2 protein-coding genes are annotated in these 2573 nt (G+C 33.1%); both read right to left on the minus strand.

Translation table 11 applies throughout. The features are described 5' to 3' along the window. Nucleotides 1–134: 134 nt before the first annotated feature. Nucleotides 135–710 carry an indolepyruvate oxidoreductase subunit beta gene (locus tag B3W71_RS05630; RefSeq protein ID WP_346887963.1) on the minus strand — a complete coding sequence of 192 codons (576 nt, stop codon included), beginning with the start codon at nucleotides 708–710 and terminating at the stop codon, nucleotides 135–137. Nucleotide 711: 1 nt separating this feature from the next. Continuing rightward, nucleotides 712–2478: an indolepyruvate ferredoxin oxidoreductase subunit alpha gene (gene iorA / locus B3W71_RS05635; RefSeq protein ID WP_346887964.1), complete on the minus strand. Its 1767-nt coding sequence runs from the start codon at nucleotides 2476–2478 to the stop codon at nucleotides 712–714. Between the last annotated feature and the right edge of the window lie 95 nt (nucleotides 2479–2573).

A 2573-nucleotide genomic window follows, 5' to 3' on the forward strand; every position in this document is an offset into this window, starting at 1 on the left:
ATTCGCTAACAATAATATTAAAGTGCGTCTTCAATATTTTATATAAGATTAGTAATATATTTTGCGAAAGTCCCTTTTATTAAGGTCTCATTTTAAGGAATAATATTAAAAATTAACTTAAACTTTATACTTCCTTAGCTTTCCATTCCTGCTGCTAATGCTTTCTTATTCAATTCAACAGCTTTGCTTGGAACTAGTGAAGCTACAACTTCCTCCCAATTTACCTCTTTAATATCCAAAGCCTTAAGTAGGGCTCCTAGTAATACTACATTTTGTGCTTTTATATTTCCCAGTTCTTTTGCTATTTCTGCTGCTTTAACTATAACTGTGTTCTCTACTGTGGACTTTAGCACTTCATTTACAGCTTCTGGATACTTTTCTTGCCCTATTAATACTGGTACTGGATGAATTTCATAATCATTTACTATTAGGTGTCCTCCCTCTTTTAAATAAGGTAGTGCTCTTAATGCTTCACTTTTTTCAAAAGCAACTATAGCATCAGCCTTTCCTTTTTCTATTAATGGAGAATATACTTTTTCCCCAAATCTAACCTGAGTAGTAACACTTCCTCCTCTTTGAGCCATTCCATGAACCTCTGACATTTTAACATCATATTCATGTCTTAATAAGCCTTCAGATAATATCTTTGAAGCAAGGATAGTACCTTGTCCTCCTACACCTATAAATAATATACTTTTTACTTCCTTCATATTATTCACCAACCTTTTCTATAGCATCAAATGGACAAACTTGCTTACATACTTCACAACCATTACACATGCTCTCATCTATTTCTACTATACCATTTTGGAATTTCAATGCTGGACATCCTGTTTTTAAGCACATTTTACATTTTCTACATTTTTCTATATCTATTTTACACTTTAAGTTAGCTCTTTTCTTTAATATCTCTTTGATTAGAGCACAAGGTTGTTTTGTAATAATTACAAAAGGTTCTGTGCTATCATGAGCCTCTTTTACAGCCTTTGAAGTTTCTTCTATTTTATATGGATCTACCACCCTTATATTTTCCTTTTTAATACCACAAGCAAGTACTAAAGCCTCAATATCTACTATTGGAGCTTCCCTATTTTGAAGTGTTTTACCTGTTCCTGGATTCTCTTGGTGGCCTGTCATTCCTGTGATTCTATTATCAAGAATTACAGTTACTATTGGTGTGTTATTATATACACTTTCTATTAGTCCAGTTACACCTGAGTGGAAGAAAGTTGAATCTCCAATAAATGCAAATACCTTCTTTCCTTCTCTATTAGCTACCATACTAGCTCTTTCCATTCCAACTCCTGCTGATACAGAGGCACCCATACAGATTACCGTATCAGTTACATTAAGTGGTGCATTCATACCAAGGGTATAGCATCCAATATCTCCAGAAGCTATTACATCCTTATATTTAGATACAGCATAGAATATTCCTCTATGAGGACATCCTGGACATAGTACTGGTGGTCTTGAAGGTGGATTAGTCTCTGTAGTATAAGCTATTTTGTTTTCTTCTCCCAAAATACCTTTTCTAATTATCCCTGGATTTAACTCTTCACATATAGGTATTACTTCCTTCCCTATACAATTAATTCCTAACGCTTTAACTGCATTTTCCATATAAGGATCATTCTCTTCTACTACATATAATTTTTCTACCTTAGATGCAAATTCTTTAATCATTTCATCAGGTAATGGGTAAGAGAATCCTATTTTTAGATATGATGCATTATCTCCAAAGACTTCTTTACAATATTCATAAGAAACACCACTAGTAATTATACCTATTTTAGTATCTCCCATTTCGATTCTATTAAGTTTTGTATTATTAGAATATTGTCTTAGCTTTTCTAATCTTTCTTCTACCTCATAATGTTTAATTTTAGAATGACCTGGAGTCATTATATATTTTTTAATATTTTTTTCATATGGTTTTACTTCTACAGTTTGTTTATCTCCAACCTCTACTACTGTTTTAGAGTGAGATATTCTAGTTGTAACCCTAAATAGAATTAAAGTATCAAACTTTTCACTTATCTCATATGCTTCTTTCATATAATCAAGACATTCTTGTGAGTTTGATGGTTCAATCATTGCAACTTTAGCATGTGGAGCATAAAATCTATTATCTTGTTCATTTTGAGAAGAGTGCATTCCTGGATCGTCGGCAGTTACTACTACAAATCCTCCATTCACTCCTTCATAGGCCATAGTAAATAATGGGTCTGCAGCCACATTAAGTCCTACATGCTTCATTGTAGTAAGTACTCTTGCTCCTCCTATAGATGCACCTGATGCTACCTCAAATCCAACTTTTTCATTTGGTGCCCACTCTGCATATACACCTTCATATAATGCAAAATTCTCTAATATTTCTGTACTCGGTGTTCCTGGATAAGCTGATGCAACATGACATCCCGCTTCATAGGCACCTCTAGCAATTGCTTCATTACCAGTCATTATAACCTTTTTCATAGTCTATTCCCCCATTACAATTTATCTTATTAATAATTAATTAATACCCTATCTTCAATTATTCCCCAATAATCCTTTAGGCATCTGAAAATAAA

The organism is Clostridium sp. UBA1056, from assembly GCA_002316385.1.
Lineage (GTDB): Bacteria > Bacillota > Clostridia > Clostridiales > Clostridiaceae > Clostridium_J.